Consider the following 18,897-nt stretch of genomic DNA (forward strand, 5'->3'; position numbering starts at 1 on the left):
GAGCCGTCGCGCGGCCCGCGCTGTCCGCTCTGGTGGCGCCACTTCCGTCCACGTACATACGGCCTCCGTCCAAGAGGCCGTTTTGCCATGCGTCTTGCCCGGCGAGTCCTCCGACCTCTAGCGTCGTTCGGCACGACATCTGGGATGACGCGACGCACCACAGTGAAGACAGCGATCGGCGCAACAGGCGCTCTGGCACTGGGAGTTCCAGCGCTCTCCGGTACGGCAGCAGCCGTCGGTACCTCCGATGAATCGGTGAAGGTGAGAGGCAAGAAGGAGCTACCGAACCCGGTACTCCACTACCTTGCCCCGGCCGCCGACTGGGAGCGCGAATCCCTGCCCATCGGAGGCGGCGCCCTCGGCGCGAGCGTCCATGGCACGCTCGCCACCGAGCGCCTCACCTTCAACGAGAAGACCCTGTGGACCGGCGGACCCGGATCGGCCGAGGGCTACGACTTCGGGAACTGGACCGCTCCCAGGCCCGACGCTCTCGCCGGCGTCCGCCGGCGCCTCGACAGCGAGGGCGCCCTCGGCCCCGGCGCGGTGGCCGCCGAACTCGGACAGGCGCGCCGCGGCTACGGCGCCTACCAGGTCTTCGGGGATCTGCTGCTCGACGTGCCGGGCGCCCCGGCCGCCCCCGACGCCTCCTACCGCCGCAGTCTGGACCTGAGCACCGCACTCGCGACCGTCGCCTACACCCAGGGCGGGGCCGCCCACAGCAGGGAGTTCTTCGTCTCCCACCCCGGCGGGGTCATCGGCGGACGGCTCACGGCGGACCGGCCGGGGCGGGTGACCTTCACCCTGCGCTACACCTCGCCGCGCACCGACTTCACCGCCACCGCCACCGGCGACCGGCTCACCGTACGCGGAGCGCTCAAGGACAACGGGCTCCGCTTCGAGGCCCAGATCCGGGTCCGCACCAAGGGCGGCACGGTCACCGCCGGCGCCGACGGCAGCCTCGACGTCACCGGCGCCGACAGCGCCTGGTTCTTCCTCGCCGCGGGCACCGACTACGCGGACACCCATCCGGCCTACCGGGGCGAGGACCCGCACCACAAGGTCACCACAGCCGTCGACGCCGCGGCGGGCGCCACGTACGAACGCGTCCGCGACACCCACACGACCGACCACCGCACCCTCTTCGACCGGGTGGCACTCGACATCGGCCAGCAACTGCCCGGCCTGCCCACCGACCAGCTGCTCCACCGACTATCTGCGCTCCACCGCCTACCCGGCGATGAAGGAGGCCGCCGAATTCTGGCTGGCCAATCTGCGCACCGACCCGCGCGACGGGCTCCTCGTCGTCACCCCGAGCTACTCGCCCGAGCACGGGGACTTCACCGCCGGCGCCGCGATGTCCCAGCAGATCGTCCACGACCTCCTCACCAACACGCTGGAGGCCGCCCGCACCCTCGGCGACACACCGGCCTTCCGCAGCAGCCTGGAGGTGGCCCTCGACCGGCTCGACCCCGGCCTCCGGACAGGCTCCTGGGGCCAGCTCCAGGAGTGGAAGGCCGACCGCGACGACCCGGCCGCCGACCACCGTCATGTCTCCCATCTCTTCGGCCTCCACCCCGGCCGGCAGATCGAACCCGGGAGCGAGTGGGCCGAGGCGGCCAAGGTCTCCCTCGGCGCCCGGGGCGACGGCGGCGCCGGCTGGTCCAAGGCCTGGAAGATCAACTTCTGGGCGCGGCTGTGCGACGGCGACCACGCCCACAAGATGCTCTCCGAGCAGCTGAAGAACTCCACCCTGCCCAACCTCTGGGACACCCACCCGCCGTTCCAGATCGACGGGAACTTCGGTGCCGCCTCCGGCATCGCGGAGATGCTGCTGCAGAGCCAGCACGACACCGTCGAGATCCTCCCCGGCCTCCCGGCGAACTGGCCGGACGGCTCCGTGCGCGGCCTGCGCGCCCGGAGCGGATTCACCGTCGACATCGAATGGGCCGCGCGCAGGGCCCGCCGTGTGGTGATCACGGCGAGCCGCACCCGCGAGGTGACCGTCCGCGGCACGCTCTTCACGAGCGGCGAGAAGACCTTCAGGGCGCGCGCCGGACGGAGCTACACACTGACCCTCGAGAGCTGAGCGAACAGCGAGGTCGCCCGCGCCGCAGAGGTGCCGAGCCCCGTGGGACCACTCAGGTGCCACGGGGCCGCCGTGCCCCGCCGCAGATCCTCCTCGCGGTAACGCCGGCAGCCCCGGTGCCAGATCAAGATGCCCGCGATCCAGTGCTTCAGCTCCAGCACATAGCCCGCCAGGATCTCCCGCGCCTCGTCATCCAGACCGAAGTCGTCGTACAGCAAAGGGAGTTCATGCTCCGCGACATGCAGGAACTGGCGCAGCCGCGACTTCATCAGGTCGTACACGAGCCTCATCCCGGTCGGATAGTCCACCCCGAAGAAGTTCTGCACCACCAGGACGCCGTTGTGCACCTCACCCTCGTACTCGATCTCCTTCTGGTACGAGAACAGGTCGTTGAGCAGTGCGGCGTAGTCCGCCGCCGCGTTCTCCAGGGAGCGCAACGGGCCGCTCTCGTAGATCTCCGCAGGCACCTTCCTGCCGTGCCCGAGCCGGCACAGACTCATCGTCAGGTCCGAACCGAAGGTCATGCGCCGCATCTCGACATAGTCCACCGGGTCGGGAATCCGGCTCTGCGCCTGATTGGCCAGCTCCCACACCCAGCTGGCCGTCATGTCCTCGATGCACGTGCGGAAGGCGCGCCGGCCGCTGTCGTCCATCGGCGCCGACGTGCGCTCCCACAGATCGGCCAGCCCGCGCTCCAGCGCGTTGACCGGCTCGGGCACCGTCGTCCCGTCCAGCGGCATGAACTGCGACAGACGTGCGTTGGCCGCCTTGGCCCCCGTGAGGTCGCGGGCCCGCCCGTGCACCACCGGGAACCAGTCGTCACCGTAGGTCCCCCAGGCCAGCCACTGCGAGGACAGGTCGAGCTCGTCCGGGGTGGCGTCGGGGTGGATCCCGGCCGCGCACAGCGGAAGGTCGATCGCCAGCAGCCGTTCCTCGTCCCAGATGTGTGAGCCCGGCACCCCCGGCTGTGCCTCCAGGATGCCCATCCGGGACGACCAGCCGACGAGCCGCACCCGGGCGCCGTTCAGATGCGGACTGAGCGTGGTGCCGAACGGCAGCTCGAAGTCGGGGAGCAGGGACGGGCCGACGTGCTGATAGGGCAGGTGGGTGTGGCTCCGCAGCCTGGAGGACTCCGACCGTGGAGTGAACCGGATCGACGCGGCCGCCATACCGAACCCCGGTGTCGCCCGGGTGGCCCCTCCGTCGTTCATGTAGCGGCTGGAGCGCATGTGCCACTCATGGCCGCCGGACTGCCAGTCCTGGAGGCCCTTGACGTACGCCAGGACCGCCGCGGTCTGCGCGGGATCCAGCCCCCTCTCCGCGCAGAGCGGACCGAGTTCGGTGAGCGCGGTGTTCTCGAACTGCTGGAGCCGTGACGTCAGCAGATCGTTCACCGCGTCGGCGGCCTCCTGCGTGGAGCAGCCCAGGAAGTGCTCGAGGACCAGCACACCGTTGCTGTTCTCGCCCTCGTCCTCGACCTCACGCTGGTACGAGAAGAGGTCGTTGCGCAGATGAACACTGTCGGAGAAGGCGTCGCGCAGCACGCGCAGCGCCCGCTCACCGGCCACCTCGTCGGGCACCTCGGCGCCGGCCGCGTACTCCACCAGCCCCGCGGACCAGGGGGCACCACCCACCTTGCGGCGCATCTCGATGTACTCGACGGGATTCGCGATGCGGCCCTCGTTGATGTTCGAGAGCTCCCACAGCGACTCGTTGAGCAGGTTCTTCGTCGACTCGGCGAACCGCACCCGCCAGGCGTCGGACATGCCCGGCACGGTCCGCGCCCACAGGTCGGCCAGCCCCGCCTCCACCGGGTTCGCCGGCTCGGGCGTCGGCGCACCGCGCTCCATCGGCATGAAGGCGGGCAGCCGGTCCAGATACCGCTTGCCGCCCTCGCGGTCCGGGGTGCGCTTGAAAAGCTCCAGGAAGTGGTCGTCGAAGAAGAAGACCCACACGTACCAGTCGGTCACCAGCGACAACGCCTCGGCCGAGCAGTCGGGGTGGGTGTACGCGCACAGCAGTGCGTAGTCGTGGGAGTCGAGGTCCTTCTCGTCCCAGATACCCGATCCCTCCAGCATCCCTATGGTCCGCGCCCACACCTTGGTGTGCCGTCGCGCCTCCTCGACATGAGGATTGAGCCGCGCCGGATACGGAACATAGAAGTCCGGCAGGGTGAAGGGCTGAGCCATGTGCGTCCGGCCTTTCCGAGAGCCTCCGCGTGAGCGTCACGCGGTTCGGTCGTGTCCGCGCGAGCACTACCCTTCGGCCGTTCGGGGCACGCACAACCGCGATTAGTCACACAAGAAATGCGCTCGTTCGAGGGACGTTCCACTGTTTCGCGGCCGGCTAGGCCGCTCCGTAAAACTCAGGTAACGCGACACCGTCACGAACCCGTCGCCCGTTTTCCTTCGCAGGTCAGCACCCCTGTCAGTGGTCTGGTCCACTGGCTCGACTCGCGTCCCCCGCACCGCTCTTGACGTGCCAACACCTCAGGTCACAGAGTGTGCGCGCACAACGGAACAGAGAGATCGGAACACGAACACCTCTCGATACGAGCAGCTCAGCAAACGCACAGCTCCAAGAAGGGTTGTCATGACGTCCAAGCAGAGGACCGGACTCGCGGTCGCGTTCACCACCGTCGGCGCGCTGAGTCTCGCGCTCCTCAGTCCCGCGGCACCGGCCGGCGCGGACGGGGTGCGGCCGGAGTGCCCGCGCGGCCTCGAATGCGACTGGGTCCCGGCGGCCTACCAGCAGACCGGCGACCCGGCCGACAAGGAGACGTACGGCAACTACGACACCGCGGACCGGCCGCACAGCAACAAGATCAGATTCATTGTCCTCCACGACACCGAGGAAGACTTCGCCACCACCCTGAAGATCTTCCAGAACCCGCTGAAACAGACCTCGGCCCACTACGTGGTGCGCTCCGGCGACGGCCACGTCACCCAGATGGTGAAGAACAAGGACATCGCCTGGCAGGCCGGGAACTGGTACCTCAACTCCAACTCCGTCGGCATCGAGCAGGAGGGCGTCGCCGTCGACGGCGCCAAGTGGTACACCCCCGAGATGTACCGCTCGACGGCCGCACTGGTGCGCTACCTCGCCGCCAAGTACGACATCCCGCTCGACCGCCAGCACATCATCGGCCACGACGGAGTGCCGCCCACCAGCGCCGGCGGAGCAGCGGGCATGCACTGGGACCCGGGCACCTACTGGGACTGGAACCGCTTCATGGCGCTGCTCGGCAAGCCCACCGTGCCGACCGCCCGCACGAGCAGCGAACTCATCACCGTCAGCCCGCGGTTCAAGGACAACAAGCAGGCCTTCCGCGACTGCGAGAAGGGCGTCGATCTGCCCGTACAGGGCTCCAGCGCCGTTCCGCTCCACACGGAGCCCGCCACCGACGCACCGCTCTTCTCCGACCCGGGGCTGCACGCGGACGGTTCGCCCGGCACCAACTGCGCCGCCGACTGGGGCAGCAAGATCGGCGCCACCCAGCAGGCCGTCGTCGCCGGCCACGCGCCCGGCTGGACGGCGATCTGGTGGGCCGGCCGGAAGGCCTGGTTCGAGACCCCGGCCCGGACCCGCACCACCACCCCCACCGCCGGCTACGTCGTGAGGCCGAAGGCGGGCAGGGCCGAGGTGCCGGTGTACGGCGTTGCGTACCCGGAGAAGTCCGAGTACCCCGCAGGCTTCGCGGACCAGCGGGTGGGCACACCGCTCCAGTACACGATCAAGGCGGGCCAGTCCTACCCCGGCGGCGGCGAAGCCCCCACCGGCTTCTTCTACGCCCCGACGATCGATGCCTCGTACCCGCTGGACCACTCGTTCTTCCGGGGCAAGGAGAAGTACGTGACGGTCCAGATCGGCCACCGCATCGCCTTCGTGAAGGCCGCAGACGTGGACATCGTGCGCGCGCACTGAGGACGCGCCCGTCCGGCGGCGGGCGCACCGAAGCGCGCTGCGGGCCCGGTGTGTCGGCACCGGACCCGCAGCGCGCACCCCCGACGGAAGGTCAGCGAGTGCCGACCGCGGCTCGGACGGCCCGCCGCGCCATCGCGCAGTCGTCGTGCAGCCGGCGCAGCAGCAGACGCTGCTCCTCGCCCGACGAGAGCGCGCCCGGCCGGTCCTGACCGGCCCTGGGGGCCGTGGACTCCCGCATGGCCCGCTGCACTGCCGTCTCGTACGTACGGATCTCCCGGGTCAGCACGAGCATCAGGTTGACCAGGAACGCGTCCCGGGCCGCCGGACCCGCGACCTGGGCGAGCTGGCTGATCTGACGCCGGGCCACGGGTGCGTCGCCCAGCACCGCCCACAGCGTCGCCAGGTCGTATCCCGGCAGATACCAGCCGGCATGCTCCCAGTCGACCAGCACCGGGCCGGTGGGTGACAGCAGGATGTTGGAGAGCAGCGCGTCACCGTGGCAGAACTGCCCCATACCCTGGCGTCCGCCGGAGTGGGCCAGACCGTGCAGCAGCTTCTGCAGGTCACCCAGATCACGGTCGGTGAACAGCCCCAGCTCGTGGTAGCGGGCGATGCGCGCCGCGTAGTCCAGCGGGGCGTCGAACAGACCGGCCGGGGGCCGCCAGGCGTTGACCCGGCTGACCGCGCCGAGCACCGCCCGCAGATCGGCCCGCGGCGGCGCCTCCGACGGATGCCGGGTCAACGCCGCTACCCGGCCTGGCATCCGCTCGATGACCAGGGTGCAGTTCTCCGGGTCCGCCGCGATGAGCCGGGGTACCCGTACCGGCGGGCGGTGCCGGACGAAGGCCCGGTACGCCGCTATTTCGTGGCGGAACCGCTCCGACCACTCGGGGGAGTGGTCCAGTAAGCACTTGGCGACCGCGGTCGTGCGTCCGGTGGAACCGACGAGCAGCACCGAACGGCCGCTGCGCCGAAGCACCTGGACCGGGTTGAACTCCGGGCAGATCCGGTGCACCGAGGCGATCGCCATCCTCAGCTGCGCGCCCTGGGGACCGGACAGGTCGAGTCTCCCGCTGAGCGATTGGGCACCCGGCCCTGCCACGCGCCGGGCCCGCCCCATGCCGGGCGCCGGAGCAGCGGTGCGGGGGGCGAGATACGGCCCGCCGCCCCCCCCGAGGGGACGGAGCGGCCGGGGAGGGGCGGACACGGAGGACGATGCTGTGTACATGGGCGAGACAGATCCCTTCGTGCGCCGACAAGTTGCGTGCGCCGCCCCGGCCGGCGGCCGTTCGGCACCCTGGGGAGTACCTAGGGCTGCCGGGCGGGGTGGCGCTTTCCTACCTGACACCGTCGCGTGGGTGGCAGACCATGTGGCGGACCCTGGCGAACCCTGGCGAATAGTCACAGGGCATCTGACAGGGGGTTACTGTCAACACAGCCGAGAACCTGGGGGCTTGACGTGACCGGAGAACCCAACACCCGCCTGTCGGACCTGTTCGGCCTTGCCGGCTGGTCCAAGGGCGAACTCGCGAGAATGGTGAACAGGCAGGCGGCGGCCATGGGCCACCCCCAGCTCGCCACCGACACCTCGCGGGTGAGGCGCTGGATCGACATGGGGGAGTCCCCCCGTGACCCCGTGCCCCAAGTGCTGGCAGCCCTGTTCACCGAGCGGCTCGGTCGTGTCGTGACCATCGAGGACCTCGGGTTCGGCCGGCGCGGGCGTGTGGGGAAACGGCGAGAGACCGGGACGGAACACAATCCCGACCAACTCCCGTGGGCGCCCGAACGGACGGCAGCGGTCCTCACCGAATTCACGGGAATGGACCTCATGCTCAACCGACGCGGCTTGGTGAGCGCGAGCGCCGCGCTCGCCGCCGGCTCCACCATCGCCGGCCCCATGCACGACTGGCTGCACACCGACCCCGTACTGGCGGGCGACGCCCCACGCCTCGACGACCCCGTGCACGCGGACCCCGCCGGCTTCGACCGGTACGAGGCCGCGCCCATCGGCTCGGAGGAGATCGAGGCACTGGAGCGGTCCGTGGAGGTGTTCCGCGCCTGGGACGCCTCCCACGGCGGCGGCCTCCAACGCAAGGCCGTGGTGGGCCAGCTCAACGAGGTGGGCGGCATCCTCGCCTACCGGCACCCCGACCATCTGCAGCGCCGCCTCTGGGGCGTGGCTGCCAACCTCGCCGTACTCGCGGGGTGGATGTCCCACGACATCGGCCTCGAACCCACGGCCCAGAAGTACTTCGTCATCGCGGCGCACGCGGCGCGCGAGGGCGGCGACCGGCCGCGCGCGGGCGAGGCCCTGTCCAGGGCGGCCCGCCAGATGGTCCACCTGGGCCGTCCGGACGACGCGCTCGACCTCATGAAGCTCGCCAAGTCCGGCTCGGGCGACATGGTCCTGCCGCGCACCCAGGCGATGCTGCACACCATCGAGGCCTGGGCACAGGCCTCGATGGGAAGCGGCCAGGCCATGCGGCGCACCCTCGGCAGGGCCGAAGAGCTCTTCATCTCGGACAAGGGCGATGTTCCGCCGCCCAGTTGGATGCAGATGTTCGACGAGGCGGATCTGCACGGCATGCAGGCCCTGGCGTTCCGCACACTCGCCGAGTACGAGCCCTCCGCGGCCATCACGGCCCAGCGCCACGCGAAGCAGGCACTGGAACTGCGGGTCAACGGGCGCCAGCGGTCCAAGATCTTCGACTACATCTCGCTCGCCTCGGCATGCTTCATCGCCGACGACCCCGAGCAGGCCGACCGCTACGCCCGGCTCGCCCTGGTGACGATGGGGGAGACCTCCTCGCACCGCACCTGGGACCGGCTGCGCGAGATGTACCGGCTGACAGGCCAGTTCGCGGGTTACGCGAAGATCGAGGATCTGCGCCAGGAGATCGAACTGTCGATGCCGCAGAGCCCCCTCGTCAAACAGCGGACCAGGAGTTCCGAGATCTGACCCCTGGGCGCCACAGGGAAGAGGCGCCGTTCCTCAACACCCGTCCGGATGCCACGCCATGGACACCGCACCATGGACCGCCGGGCGTACTGCGTACCCGTGCCGCGTGTTCTCCGTGTGCCCGTGCCTCCGCGTGCGGTGTGTCTGTGCCCTACGCCCCGATCCGGGCGATCAGCACACATGCGTCGTCCAGTCGCTGGGTGCCGCCGAACTCCTCGGCGACGATCCGTACACAGTCCTGTGCCGTCCGGGCCTCGGCGAAGCGCGGCGCAAGTCCGAGCAGTGCTTCCGTGCCCGGACATAGACCGTCGCGCCCGTCGTAGGCCCGGGCCAGTCCGTCGGTGTGCAGCACCAGCACATCGCCGGGCAGCAGATGTGCCTCGTCCTGCTCGTAGGCGACCGCGGAGGCCGCACCGAGCAGGACTCCGTCGGGCTGGGCAAGCGGGCGCCCGGCTCCGTCGCGGAACAGCAGCGGAGCGGGGTGTCCGGCCTGCGCCCAGTCCAGGGTGCGGGTCGCGGGGTCGAAGCGGCAGCACACCGCGCTGCCCAGAGCGGGCTGGACAGATGTCTCCAGCAGCTGGTTCAGATGCCCCATCAGGGCCCCGGGATCGATGCCGGCCACCGACATACCGCGCAGCGCACCGAGGATCATCGCCATGGCCGACGTCGCCTGGATGCCGTGACCGGTCAGGTCGCCGACGGTGAGCAGCGTCCTGCCGTCCGGCAGTTGCATGGCGTCGTACCAGCCGCCGCCGATCATGGCGCTCGACTCGGAGGGCAGATAGTGGGCCGCGATGTCCAGCGCTCCGGGTCCCTGGTCGGGCAGGTGCAGCGAACCCCGCCACGGCGGGAGCACGGCCTCCCGCAACTCAACCGCGATCCGGCGTTCGGTCCGGTCGATGTGCTGCTGGCGGCGGAGCGAGTCATGGGTGCGGTGCACCACCTGCTGGCTGCGCCTCAGCTCGCTGACGTCACGCAGCACCGCCCACATGGAAGCGGTGCAGCCGTCCGCGTCGAGGACGGGCTCGCCCATCATGTGCAGCGTCCGTGACCGTCCGTCGGTGCGCTGGATCCGGAACTCCCCGTCTATCGGCTTGCCGTCGACCAGACAGTCCGTCACCAGTGCGGTGAGCGTGGGCTGGTCCTCCGGAAACAGCACCGAAGGGAGATCATCCAGGGAGAGCGGTCCGGCCTCCGGGGTCCGGCCGAAGATCTGGAGCAGTTCGTCGGACCAGCTGACCTCGTCCGTCAGCAGATTCCACTCGGCGCTGCCCACCCGGCCGATCAGCGAACCCGTCGGCACCTCGCCGACGGCCTCCGGAGCCGTTCCCGGCGACAGCTCGCCCACGAGCTGTTCCGCGGACTCCGGCGGCAGTCCCTCCTTGAGCTGTCCCAGGTGCGCGCCGAGATCGTCCAGGTGATGGACCGCCAGATCACAGAGCGCCCGCTGCCAGCGCATCTGCGGATCGTCCTCGTCGACCAGCACGGCGTCACGCCTTACCGCGTCCACATCCCCGCGCAGCCGACGCGTCCTGTTGATCAACGCGTCGACGGCATCGTACTCGGGCGGTTGTGGGACGGGGCGGTCCGCGGACAGATGGGACGGCATGACGTACTCCGATACAGGCGGTACAACCAGGTCTGAGGGTGGACCGAATACGACTGTCGCACAGCCGACTGGGGCCCGTAAGCGGTTTGGCAACACTCGACGCGTCCTTGCATCTGGCATATGCCGCAGGCCGAGTGCTGCCGCAATTTTTCGAACAGCCGTGCTTTTGGGGGGCGTTGACGCAAGTCGTCCGACGTCGGAGGCCTTCGGCGCGCCGGATCGCGCCGTTTCTGCGCGGTGCGAACAGTGCGGGCAGGGGCATATGCGGGCCGGAGGAGCGCGGGTGGAGAGGCTCCGGCCCGGGTGGTGCTGGACGTCGAGGTGGTGGGGCCTGCGGCGTCAGCAGACGGCGATGCGGCCGTACGAACCCACCTTCCATGTCCACTTGAGTGTCTCGCCGGGGGAGGTGGTCCAGCACTGCCTGTCGGGGCCGTTGTCGATGACCAGCTTGATGTGCATGTTCCGGCCGCAGTTGTTGGTCGTCCAGGCCGTCTTGTCCTGCTTGACGACCTCGCGCGCCACGCATGCGGGCGCGGTGCGCCCGGCGGCCACCGCCGGGTCGGCCGCCGTCATCGCGCAGGCGGTGATCATCGCGGTGGCCGCGATGACGGAGAGGCTGTTCTTCAGACGCATGGGTCACGTTCCTCGGGTGGTCGTCCGCTGTGCCGGGCACTGCGGTCAACGATCGTGACGGCCTCGCGTGACGGCATCGCCGAAGAGCGCAGGGCGCGCGTCGCCCCCCTTTCCCCGCCCGGCCCGGGCCGGGCGGGAATGCGGCCGGATGCCCCGGTGTTTGTACCGGCGTAACGAAAACGAATCCCGTTCTCATGAAGGGGCGGGAGTTCACGAGTCCGGAGGTGCCCATGGCCCGAAGTGAAGCCCGTCCCGTTGTCACGCTCCGTTCGACCGCCGGAACGGGCCAGAGCTACGTGACGCGCAAGAGCCGTCGCAACAATCCCGACCGGCTGGTCCTGCGCAAGTTCGACCCCGCAGTCGGGCAGCATGTCCTCTTCCGCGAGGAGCGCTGACCGCAGAGCGGTTCGCCGTTTGCGGATCGTGGGGCGGGCGGTTCGGCCGTTTCGCCCCGCACTCCGCTCTCGGTGACAAGGGGGGTGTGCGGGCGAAGTCCCGTATTCGCCCAGTCTCCCGTCATCGACGTGGGGACCTCGTCGGCGAGCCACCCCTCCTGCGCCGGAGGGCACCAAGCCCTGGATGCCGCACGCTGAATCGAGCGTTTCAACCGTTGCTTCGGCTACGGAGTGCCCGCCGGTAGCGAGCGACGCGCACCACCGTCCGGCCTGCGCGTCCGTGCCCTGGATCACAGTCCGGGGTGCGGGTTCCCGGGAACACGAGTCGGTGGTTTATCGTTCACCTACATGTGGTGACGTGCTGAACGTCCCCACCCAGAGCCGCCCCGGCTGGATTCCCCCGATCCGGCCGGGGCTTTCTTTTTGCCTATGCACGGCACCCCCAGAGCCCTGCCCGGCGCGCGATACGCCCACGCCTCTGCCCGGGACGCGCTACCCCGCAGCGAGGCACGGTGCCGGTTCACCGCCGCCGCTGTGCGGCCTCGACCAGCAGCGCCGCCGCCGCGAGCGCGGCCGCCGCCAGGGCCCCGGTGGCCGGCCAGTCGCGCACGGCCAGTGCGGTCACCGCCGCGCCCGCCACCACGGCGGCCAGCCGGCCGGCCACCCAGCCGTCACCGCGCCGCCACGACCCCACCGCCAGCCGGCCGACGAGGGATGTCAGCGTCCCGGTGAAGTAGTTCGTCGGCGTGGCACGGATCCGGCCCTGAATTCCCATCGCGAGCCCCAGCAGAGCCAACAGGCCCAGCCGGTCCGCGTCCGACGTGATCAGATCCAGCCCCCACAGCACCGCACCCGCGGCGAGCAGCACCACCTCGATGGTCAGCATGACCGGCAGCCGCCGCCACACCCGCTCGCCCGTCACCGCACCCCAGGCCACCCCGCAGCCGTACGAGACGAGCGCCGTGACCACGCGCAGCGCCACTCCCTCCTCGCCCGCCCCGGCGGCCGAGGCTCCCAGCAGGACCAGGTTCCCGGTCATCACCCCGGCGAAGACCTGGCCGACGCAGATGAAGACGAACGCGTCCGCCGCCCCGGAGGCCGCCGACAGGAGCAGCAGGGCCGCATGGCCGCGCGGATCGTCCACGGTGTCACGGCCGGCCGGGTCGGGGGATGAGCGGAGAGTCGGCATGCCGGCATCCTCGCTGGCATCCGGCCCGGCGAGGTGCCTTGCCCCCGGTGCGGCGCGCCGTGCCCGCCGTCCCCACAGGGGGCGTGCCCGCCGATCTCAGTCCAGGCCGCGTGCCCGCTTGAATCGCGCCAGTCCGTCGGCCAGTTCCACCACCGGAGCCGGATACTCGAACCGGGCGCGCTCCGCACCGCGCAGCTTCCACGGCTCGTGCACGGCGGGTCCGGCCAACGCCGCCAGCTCCGGGACCCACCGCCGGACATAGTCGCCGTCCGGGTCGTAGCGCTTGGCCTGGAGCACGGGGTTGAGCACCCGGTTGGGGCGGCTGTCCGTTCCCGTCCCGGCCATCCACTGCCAGTTGAGCTGATTGTTGGCGACGTCGCCGTCCACCAGCAGCTCCAGGAAGTGCCGTGCGCCGATACGCCAGTCCACGTACAGGGTCTTCGTCAGGAAGCCCGCCGTGAGCAGCCGGCCGCGGTTGTGCATCCAGCCCTCGTGGCGCAGCTGGCGCATGGCGGCGTCGACCACGGGATAGCCGGTGCGCCCCTGCCGCCAGGCCTCGATCTCGTCGGCGGCATCCGCCTCGGACCGCCAGTGATCGTGCCGGGTGCGGTAGTCCAGCCGGGCCGCTGCGGGCCTGGCCGCGAGGACCTGGTGATGGAACTCGCGCCAGCACAGCTGTCGGACGAACGCGTCGGCTCCGGCACCGCCTGCGGCGCGTGCCCGCTGGATCAGTTCGACGGCGGACAGAGTGCCGAAGTGCAGATGCGGCGAGAGCCGGGACGTCGCGTCTCCCGGCAGGTCGTCGTGGCGGTCCTCGTACGCCGTCAGCCCGTGGAGTCGCCAGGCGGTGAGCCGCTTGCGGGCCTGTGTCTCACCGCCCTCGGCGAGCCCCGCGGAGACCCCCGGCACACCGGCGCGGACCGGTACCTCCTCCGACCCCGGACCGTCCGGCACCGGTACCGCACGCGGGGCACCGAAGGCATCGCGCACCCGCTCCGCGGACCAGCGCCTGAAGTACGGGGTGAACACGGCGAAGTGGTCCGAGCCGGCGGGGGTCACGGCACCGGCCGCGACAGCCGTGACCACACCGTCGTGGACGTGCAGCCGGGCCCCGCCGGAGTCCAGCGCCCGACGCAGCCGCTCCTCGCGGCGACGGGCGTAGGCGCTGACTCCGGCGGCCAGGTGGATGTCGCCCGCACCGGTCTCGGAGACGACCCGGCACACCTCGGCGACCACATCGCCCGAGCGGATCACGAGCCGGCCGCCCCGCTCACGCAGCCCCGCGTCGAGATCCCGCAGACAGTCGGCCAAGAAGGCGCGGCGGTTCGGTGCACCGAACCCCGCCGCGTCGATCCCCGTGTCGCGGACGAACAAGGGCACGACCTCGTCCGCGGACGCGAGCGCGGCCCGCAACGGCGGATGGTCGTGCAGACGGAGATCGGCGGTGAAGAGGACGACCGCTACGGTCATGGTGCAACTCCTGGGCGGGGCCGTGTACGTGTTCCTGTTCCGCCCAGCGGCCCTCGGCGGACGCAACCGGTCACCGGGACAGTGCGCCGCGTTCTCCTGAGGAGGACGGAACCCCTGCGGCAGCCCGTGCGATATTGCGGGCCATTCCACCGAATACGATCGCGTGGAACGGCGACACACTCCACCAGTACGCGTGGCCGAGCAACCCGCGCGGATGGAACAGGGCCCGTTGCCGGTAGTGCGCCCTGCCCTGTTCGTCCCGTTCTGCGTACATTTCCAGCCACGCCAGGCCGGGCAGTCGCATCTCCGCGCGCAGCCGCAGCAGGCGACCCGGCTGGATCTCCTCGACCCGCCAGAAGTCCAGGGAGTCACCCACCCGCAGCCGGTCGGTGTCCCGCCGCCCGCGACGCAGGCCCACCCCTCCCACCAGCCGGTCGAACCAGCCACGCATGGCCCAGGCCAGCGGGAACGAATACCAGCCGTGGTCGCCGCCGATGCCCTCGATGACCTTCCAGAGGGCCTCCGGCGACGCGTCGACCTCGAGTTCCCGCACATCCGTGTACAGGCTGCCGCCGGCCCAGTCGGGGTCCGTGGGCAGCGGGTCGCTGGGCACCCCGGGCACCGACGCCGAGGACCACCGGGTGGTGACCCGGGCCTCGCGCACCCGCTGAAGGGCCAGTCTCAGCGCCTTCTCGAACGTGAAGGGCTGCCCCGGCCCGTCCGGCACGTACTTCACGATTTCGTGTTCCCGGCACACGACCTCGTACCGCAGCGACTCGGCGAGCGGCCGCGCGATCGACCTGGGAACGGGCGTGACCAGACCGATCCAGTGACTGGACAGCCGTGGCGTCAGCACCGGGACGGGCAGGATCAGGCGGTGCCGGAGGGCCGCGACCTCCGCGTACCGCTGCATCATCTCGCTATACGTGATGATGTCCGGCCCCCCGATGTCGAAGGCACGGCTCACCTCCCGGGGCATCCGGGCGCTGCCGACCAGGTAGCGCAACACGTCCCGGACCGCGATCGGCTGGATCCGGGTCGACACCCAACTCGGCGTCACCATGACCGGCAGCCGTTCCGTGAGATAGCGCAGCATTTCGAAGGATGCCGATCCGGATCCGATGATGACCGCGGCCCGCAGGGCGGTGGCCGGTACCCCGGAAGCCAGCAGGATCCGGCCGACCTCGGCGCGTGAGCGCAGATGCGGCGAGAGCTCCCGCTCGGGTACGCCGGGCGGTGTGAGACCGCCGAGGTAGACGATCCGGCCGACGCCGCGCGTGCGGGCCGACTCGGCGAAGACCGTGGCCGACCGCCGGTCCGTCTCCTCGAAGTCCGCTCCGGTCGTCAGAGCGTGTACCAGGTAGTAGGCCACGTCGATGTCCGCCATGGCCGACGTGACCGACGCCGTGTCGGTGACATCACCCCGGACGACCTCCACGTCCCCGGCCCATGGATAGTCCCGCAGCTTCTCCGGGCTGCGCGCCATGCAGCGCACCCGGTGCCCGGCCTCCAGGAGTTCGGGCACCAGCCTGCCCCCGATGTATCCGGTGGCGCCGGTCACCAGGCAGTGCAAGGGCTTCTCCGTGCTGTTGCTCGTCATGGGGTCTCCACATCGGCTGGGTGTTGCTCGGTTCACCGTGCCTCGGCGCCGCGTGTCACGCTCTTCGAGGCGTCCGGATGCGGTGACGGATCACCGGTTCGTCGGTCGCTCCTCCGCGTCGGTCACTGCTCCGCCTCGTCCGGTCCGCCGGACAGCGAGCGCCGGATACCGTGCAGCGCGCGGCGCACGTGGCCCTTGACCGTGCCGAGCGGGAGCCCCGTCAGTTCGGCGATACGGGTCTGGGGGAGGCCGTCGTAGTAGGCCATCCGCAGGATGCGGCGCTGCACCTGGGGCAGCTTGCCCAGCTCCGTACCGATCAGGACCCGGTCCAGTGCCGACTCCGGACGCCCGGCCGCGCCGGTCTCGGTGAGCCGCAGCCGCGCCGCCGTCGCAGCGGCCAGTTCCACGCGGCGGGTGCGGGCGGCGAGCGCGTCGGCGATCTTGCGACGGGTGATGCCGACCAGCCAGCCGGGCAGCGGGCCGCGCTCCGGGCGGTAGCCGAGTCTGCCGTGCCAGGCGGCCATGAAGACCTGCTGGGTGACGTCCTCGGCCTCTCGGCTGTCGCCCAGGGACCGGACCGCGAGGGATTGTACGAGTGCGCCCCACCTCCGGTAGGCGGCGGCGAAACAGTCCTGGCTGCCGCGCATCAGACCGGCTGCCAGCTCCTCGTCGGCGAGATCCATTGCGGCGCACGGTCGCGGGCCCTGCCCGCCGGGCAGCGTTTCCTCCAGGGCGAGCGCGGTCATGGCTGTCCTTCCTCCGGGCGGCCCGGCCCGGGAGCTGCGTCTCCCACTGCGGTCGGCCCGAGCCGTCCGGTTGCTTCTCCGATGGGCACCCCCGACCGGCAGTGTTCCGACAGCGCACTCGCCGCGACAACCTGCGTCGATGCTGCGGCATATGACCAAACGCATGACGTCCTGCGCGGAACGGGCCCGGGTGAGAACCCTCGGCCACGGCCTGACCACCGGCACAGTGACACGTCGTTTCGGCGTCGCGCCCGCGACACTCCGGAACCCCGCCCAGCCGGGTCTGCCGTTCGTGCCGGGTCTTCCGCTCCTGCCGTCCCTGCCGCCCTTGCCGTCTCTGCTGTACCCGTTGTTCTTGTCAGGCGGCTTCCTGAGATCCCTCGCGTCCTGAGCGCGCGGCCCGGCGAGGTGTGGTCCGACCGGACGGGGGCACTCGTCGCCCATGAACGCAGAGGCTGAGAGTGGTACGCGGGACGGAACGCGGCGCAGAACATGGGGAAGCGTTCTCCTGCAGGTGACCTTTCTGGTGCTGGCCTTCCTGGCCATGGTCGGTTTCTCCGTTGTGCTGGCGAAGGTGACGCTCACACCGTCGCCCGCCTCGGAGGAACTGGTGAAGTCGAACCTGCGGCCCGGCCGCTCGCTCCGGCAGTACGCCGAGGACTACACCTTCCTCGCGGCCTGCAAACAAGCGGGCGGAAACCTGGTGCTGGGCATGCCGTTCGGCGTACTTCTGCCCATCCTCGTGCCGCGCCGCCTGAGGATGATCCGCATGGTCCTGCTGACCGTGCTGGTCATCGCGATTGTCGAACTCGTCCAGGGAGCCCTCGTCCAGGGACGCGCCTTCGACGTGGACGACGTCATTCTCAACACCACAGGGGCGCTCCTCGGGTATCTGTTGCTGGGCCGTCGGCTGAGTCACCGATACCACGTGCTCGCGGAAGGGCAGGAACGGGAACCGGAGCCCGCTCCTGAACGGACCCGTGCTCCGAAAACGGTCGGTTCCGGCCCGGCAGGGCGCGACGGGCGCGGAACCGCGTCACGCCAGCGGCCGTGGCAGGGGGCATGGGCGAAGGCCAGGGCGAGAGCGAAACCGAAGGCCGGGCCGGACGAGAAGCCCCGGCCCGCGCCGAAGCCGAAACGGAAGGCCAAGACCGATACGAAGCCGAGGCCCGCGCCCAAACCCAAGGCCGATACGAAGCCGAAGCCGAAGGCAGGAGTAAAGGCCGGTGCGGATTCCAGGACTGCTCCGAAACCCGAGGCCGCGGCGAAAGCCAAGTCCTCGGCCGCAAGCGGCAGGACCTCGCGCGGCGACCAGGGCCGCGGTGACCGCCTCCGCGGCGGCGCGGGCCGTGCGCTGCTGGACCGGTTCCGCATCCGCTGACCGGGTACGGGCAGCGGGGTCAGCACACGGGTGGGCGTTCGGCACGGGCTCCTGGAACTGAGCGGAGAGCCGCTGCCCGGACATCGGGGCCTCGGGCAGTGTTCGCACATGCTGTTGCGCCCATTGTCCTTGTACGTCGGGTCGCGGATCCGGTCGAAGCCCGGGCAAGGTGCTGTTGGTCCGCTTCCCGGTCCTCGGGCTCGTGAGCGCCATCACGAGCCCGAGGACCAGGTCGTCGTCCGACGACGCCGAGATGCAGATGCGGGAGCAAATCACTCGCGCGGCCCGTCCCTCAACAGGCATGATCGCGCGATGATATGGACAGCACCTGAGGCGACTCGTACTGGCGGCTCATTCGTCGCGGGTGAGCGCGAAATGCTCACCGGATATCTCGGATGGTTCCGCAGCACCCTCCTGCAGAAGTGCGCCGGTCTGACCGGTGAGCAACTCGCCGAGCGGACCGTGGAGCCGTCGAACCTCTCTCTCCTCGGACTCGTACGCCACATGGCCAAAGTCGAGCGCATCTGGTTCAGGCAGCGCTTCGCCGGGCAGACGATGGAGCCGATGTACGACCCGCAGAAGGGCAAGGACGCGGACTTCGAGGACCTCGACCCGGCCAGGGCCGCCGAGGACTACGCCCGCTTGGTCGAGGAGTGCCGACTGGCGGACGAGGTCGTCGCCGGTGCCTCGTTCGATGAGACGTTCGTCCATGACGACGAGGTCTACTCGCTGCGGATGGTGCACATCCACATGATCGGCGAGTACGCCCGCCACATCGGCCACGCCGACCTGGTGCGCGAGCGGCTCGACGGCGTCACAGGGGCATGAGGGCCGGCCCGGAACCGGCCTGGCACGGCGGGCCCGTCTGTATCAATGTACGAAATCGGGCGGAACCGCGGCGGATG

At 70.4% G+C, this 18,897-nt stretch carries 13 protein-coding genes and 1 pseudogene; 6 read left to right on the forward strand and 8 right to left on the reverse strand.

Going from position 1 to position 18,897, the window contains the following annotated elements; genetic code table 11:
- The first annotated feature begins 261 nt into the window (after positions 1–261).
- Positions 262–2,086 (forward strand): annotated as a pseudogene (locus tag FHX80_RS31475) (glycoside hydrolase family 95 protein).
- Here FHX80_RS31475 and FHX80_RS31480 read toward each other — a convergent pair.
- Positions 2,062–4,275, reverse strand: coding sequence for a terpene synthase family protein (locus FHX80_RS31480; protein WP_145767893.1), 2,214 nt, complete (start codon positions 4,273–4,275; stop codon positions 2,062–2,064). The pseudogene FHX80_RS31475 and the gene FHX80_RS31480 sit on opposite strands and share 25 nt — an antisense overlap.
- Before the next feature lie 403 nt (positions 4,276–4,678).
- Here FHX80_RS31480 and FHX80_RS31485 point away from each other — a divergent pair, with 403 nt between their 5' ends.
- Complete coding sequence (locus FHX80_RS31485) at positions 4,679–6,010, forward strand: N-acetylmuramoyl-L-alanine amidase (protein WP_145767894.1); 1,332 nt, start codon at positions 4,679–4,681, stop codon at positions 6,008–6,010.
- Between the two features lie 91 nt (positions 6,011–6,101).
- On the opposite strand, the gene FHX80_RS31490 is transcribed toward FHX80_RS31485, so the two are convergent.
- On the reverse strand, positions 6,102–7,238 hold the full coding sequence (locus FHX80_RS31490; protein WP_145767895.1) for an aminoglycoside phosphotransferase family protein: 1,137 nt from the start codon (positions 7,236–7,238) through the stop codon (positions 6,102–6,104).
- A gap of 231 nt (positions 7,239–7,469) precedes the next feature.
- Between FHX80_RS31490 and FHX80_RS31495 the strand changes: the two genes are divergently transcribed.
- The gene (locus FHX80_RS31495; protein ID WP_145767896.1) at positions 7,470–8,969 is read left to right on the forward strand and encodes a DNA-binding protein NsdB; all 1,500 of its coding nucleotides are present in this window, start codon (positions 7,470–7,472) and stop codon (positions 8,967–8,969) included.
- Between the two features lie 151 nt (positions 8,970–9,120).
- On the opposite strand, the gene FHX80_RS31500 is transcribed toward FHX80_RS31495, so the two are convergent.
- Together FHX80_RS31500 and FHX80_RS31505 are read right to left on the reverse strand one after the other, a co-directional pair.
- The gene (locus FHX80_RS31500) at positions 9,121–10,578 is read right to left on the reverse strand and encodes a PP2C family protein-serine/threonine phosphatase (protein WP_145767897.1); all 1,458 of its coding nucleotides are present in this window, start codon (positions 10,576–10,578) and stop codon (positions 9,121–9,123) included.
- A 339-nt stretch (positions 10,579–10,917) separates the two neighbouring features.
- Positions 10,918–11,211: a hypothetical protein gene (locus FHX80_RS31505; RefSeq protein WP_145767898.1), complete on the reverse strand. Its 294-nt coding sequence runs from the start codon at positions 11,209–11,211 to the stop codon at positions 10,918–10,920.
- A gap of 230 nt (positions 11,212–11,441) precedes the next feature.
- On the opposite strand from FHX80_RS31505, the gene rpmG reads away from it, so the two are divergent.
- Positions 11,442–11,606, forward strand: a complete 165-nt coding sequence (rpmG, locus tag FHX80_RS31510; RefSeq protein ID WP_145767899.1) for a 50S ribosomal protein L33 — start codon at positions 11,442–11,444, stop codon at positions 11,604–11,606.
- 520 nt (positions 11,607–12,126) lie between these two features.
- Here the strand turns inward: rpmG and FHX80_RS31520 are convergent.
- From FHX80_RS31520 to FHX80_RS31535, 4 genes are all read right to left on the reverse strand, one after another.
- Positions 12,127–12,795: a YoaK family protein gene (locus FHX80_RS31520; RefSeq protein ID WP_244318707.1), complete on the reverse strand. Its 669-nt coding sequence runs from the start codon at positions 12,793–12,795 to the stop codon at positions 12,127–12,129.
- A gap of 96 nt (positions 12,796–12,891) precedes the next feature.
- On the reverse strand, positions 12,892–14,265 hold the full coding sequence (locus tag FHX80_RS31525) for a cryptochrome/photolyase family protein (protein ID WP_145767900.1): 1,374 nt from the start codon (positions 14,263–14,265) through the stop codon (positions 12,892–12,894).
- 70 nt (positions 14,266–14,335) lie between these two features.
- Entirely contained in the window at positions 14,336–15,865 is a 1,530-nt protein-coding gene (locus FHX80_RS31530; RefSeq protein ID WP_145767901.1) for an SDR family oxidoreductase, read from the reverse strand.
- A gap of 122 nt (positions 15,866–15,987) precedes the next feature.
- Positions 15,988–16,611, reverse strand: a complete 624-nt coding sequence (locus FHX80_RS31535) for an RNA polymerase sigma factor (protein ID WP_145767902.1) — start codon at positions 16,609–16,611, stop codon at positions 15,988–15,990.
- A gap of 514 nt (positions 16,612–17,125) precedes the next feature.
- On the opposite strand from FHX80_RS31535, the gene FHX80_RS31540 reads away from it, so the two are divergent.
- Complete coding sequence (locus FHX80_RS31540; RefSeq protein ID WP_425281708.1) at positions 17,126–17,992, forward strand: VanZ family protein; 867 nt, start codon at positions 17,126–17,128, stop codon at positions 17,990–17,992.
- 312 nt (positions 17,993–18,304) lie between these two features.
- A complete protein-coding gene (locus FHX80_RS31545) occupies positions 18,305–18,820 on the forward strand; it encodes a DinB family protein (protein WP_145767903.1) in 516 nt (171 codons plus the stop codon).
- Positions 18,821–18,897: the final 77 nt, after the last annotated feature.

The organism is Streptomyces brevispora (assembly GCF_007829885.1).
In the GTDB taxonomy this organism is placed as follows: Bacteria; Actinomycetota; Actinomycetes; order Streptomycetales; family Streptomycetaceae; genus Streptomyces; species Streptomyces brevispora.